Below are 2,289 nucleotides of genomic sequence, written 5' to 3' on the forward strand. Positions count from 1 at the left end.
CTCTATCTTGAGTCCACCATCATATATTCTTACATCCTTCTTACCAATAGTAACGTCATATTTTATAACCTTTAGACACTCATTTTTATCCATGTCTATTTTAACTTCTGCTTTTCCAACTAATTCAGTTTCTATAGGTTCCATAACCTTATCTACAGTCATAGGGTTCTTTAAAAACTGAATATCCTTTCCTTCATGTACATCTTTAACTATCTCAAAGGAATTTATATTATATCCATTGCACTTACATATAATAAACCCTTGAATAGCTATCTTTCTTTCATTAATAATAACACAATCCATATGTTCAATGTTTAGCTCTATATCGCAATACATATTTGATTGGGCACCAATCATGTCAATAGACTCAAAAATGTTACCGTTATATACTACTGAATGAGCTTCAGTAGCTCCTCCATCTTTAGCCATATAAAGGATAGTATACTGAAGTTGACCCTCTAAATTTACCTTATCAGTTCCAACCTCTTTATTTGTTATCATAGGCTTTACATCTAACATTAGTATATTATCCACATCTGGTAGCGTATCAGGTATAACATATTCTTCCTTTATGAACATCTTTGTGTCATTTTCAGCTATTGATTGCTCATATTCTATATAGTCTTTTATCAAATCCAAATCCATAACTTTCCCTCCTAAAATACCTACTAATAATGTATATATGAGAATGTTATGAAATATAACTACTTATATTAAATTTTCTTAAAAGAATAATTATTATATGCAAAACAAAAGAGGCATTCTTAAAAGAACACCTCTTCATTTTACCCTGCAAACACTAGCTGAACAGTTTTTGTTAGTACATCACTATAGCTATAACTAACAGTACGTTGCACATTATTATCAAGTCTAATTGTAAATATACTGTCATATGTTTTTTCCAAAACACCATCATTTACTACTACTTTACGTCTTCCTCCATTTGCCTTCAATGTCACTTTTTCGCCAACATGACTTTCGATATCTTTTTTTATCGTAGTCAATACATTTCCCATCTTCACAGTAGACACCCTCTTTCTAATATTTCCATAAAGGCTTCCAACTTTATTATAACAGTTCCCTCTCCTTATGTCAAGCAAACTAAATATTTTACAACATTTTAATAATACTTGTCAATGTTAAATATTCGTTAAATTTTTATGTATTATTTTGTTTTTTTAACGCTATGTCATTTATTCAGCTATAATGGCCAGAAACCAACTTGACATTATTATGTGTAGAATTTTTTAGAATATTCACATATAACTATATAAATCTATATTTTTAGATGAAAATGTATGGGAGTTTTAAAAAAGCTGTGGTATAAGTTTAAACTTCCTCCCAAGGATATATTTTATTGATGACGAAAATCCAGATAAAATTATAAGAGCTCATGTTAAAGGTGGCGGATGGGTTTCTTGAAACTAAATGAACAAAATTAAAAATACTAGGAGTTTTATTACTAGTATTTCTATTTATTCAAAATAGATTCTATAAAATCATATTGCTACAAAAACTAGGGTTTAATTCCCCCGTATTTTATAATTATAGTTTTAAGTAGTAATGGAATCACTCTTATGAATAATACTTATATATATATATGGCTATTTATATAGGGGTTTCAGTAACATATGTTTTGGTAACTAATAAAACTTGCAATTGGCTAGGTATATTTGTAGTTGTTTATCTGATTTATGTATTTTTTAGTTATTCTGGTTCATATGTATCATATAAATCACCAAACAATAAAAATACATTAATAGTGTATAATGAACCCGTGTTTCTTAATTCGACAAAGTTAAAGATCAGCAAAGGAACTTGTGTTATATTTAAAAAAGAACTATTCCAAGTCCCTAGTACTGACTCACAAGGGTGGGACGTATTCTGGAGAGACGATAGTTCAATAATATTAACTGGCCCCGCTGTAGCAGGATTTAAAGATCTTTATAAGCATGGTGCTCTTGATAATCATTATATAAACATGATAAAAAAAACAAAATTGAAATACTTTCTGCTGAAGGAATTCTGATAAAAATAGAATAAGACAGATATTCGCTGTGTATATTAGAAAGGCAGATATGTGAGGTACATCTACTATTTTACTATTCTTATCTTGCATAAATAATTGATCAGATTATCCATAACTATAGTATCTATTATATAATTCTAGATTGTGTTTTTTCACATAGCTGACGAAAATAGGATTAATTCCACTAAGAGCAAGATGCCATTTTAAATCTCCGTAGTGTGACATTCTACAGAATGCTGCTATAAATGTAGCTCTGCTTA

General features: G+C 29.1%; 2 protein-coding genes. Both read right to left on the reverse strand.

Going from position 1 to position 2,289, the window contains the following annotated elements:
* Window positions 1-645: DUF3794 domain-containing protein (locus B2671_RS03675; RefSeq protein WP_346869203.1), on the reverse strand; the 645-nt coding region annotated here is incomplete at its 3' end.
* Between the two features lie 140 nt (window positions 646-785).
* Window positions 786-1,022, reverse strand: a complete 237-nt coding sequence (locus B2671_RS03680; RefSeq protein WP_035134339.1) for a Veg family protein — start codon at window positions 1,020-1,022, stop codon at window positions 786-788.
* Between the last annotated feature and the right edge of the window lie 1,267 nt (window positions 1,023-2,289).

This window comes from Clostridium sp. UBA5119 (genome assembly GCF_002414285.1).
GTDB classification, from domain to species: Bacteria; Bacillota; Clostridia; order Clostridiales; family Clostridiaceae; genus Clostridium_J; species Clostridium_J sulfidigenes.